The organism is Megasphaera jansseni (genome assembly GCF_047974155.1).
Classification (GTDB): Bacteria; Bacillota; Negativicutes; order Veillonellales; family Megasphaeraceae; genus Megasphaera.
In genome coordinates this window covers 1-229 of sequence record NZ_JBHYRR010000115.1, presented here as the reverse complement: position 1 = coordinate 229, position 229 = coordinate 1, and the positions used below count along the sequence as shown (strand labels likewise).

Here is a 229-nt window from a genome sequence, read left to right as displayed (position 1 = left end):
TTGTTCCAATACTGGTTGATAGATTTGAGTTTACGACCGTCCATGAGGAACGACGTCCCCGTATTGGTGACGCAGGCGGCCAGATTGTCCAGTCCCAAGTCGATAGCCAGGACACGGTCTGGCGAAGCTTTCACCGGTTCTGGGTCTTGTAAGTAACAATACTGAATCTTGAAATACCGTCCGCCATACATGGGACAGATGCGGACTTCTTGAATCGTCTTATCCTTTA

The 229-nt window shown here is 48.9% G+C and carries 1 protein-coding gene; it reads right to left on the bottom strand.

Annotated features, from left to right (window positions below; translation table 11 throughout):
• The coding region (locus tag ACE418_RS13600; RefSeq protein WP_416451097.1) for a transposase at window positions 1-229 on the bottom strand (229 nt) is incomplete at both ends.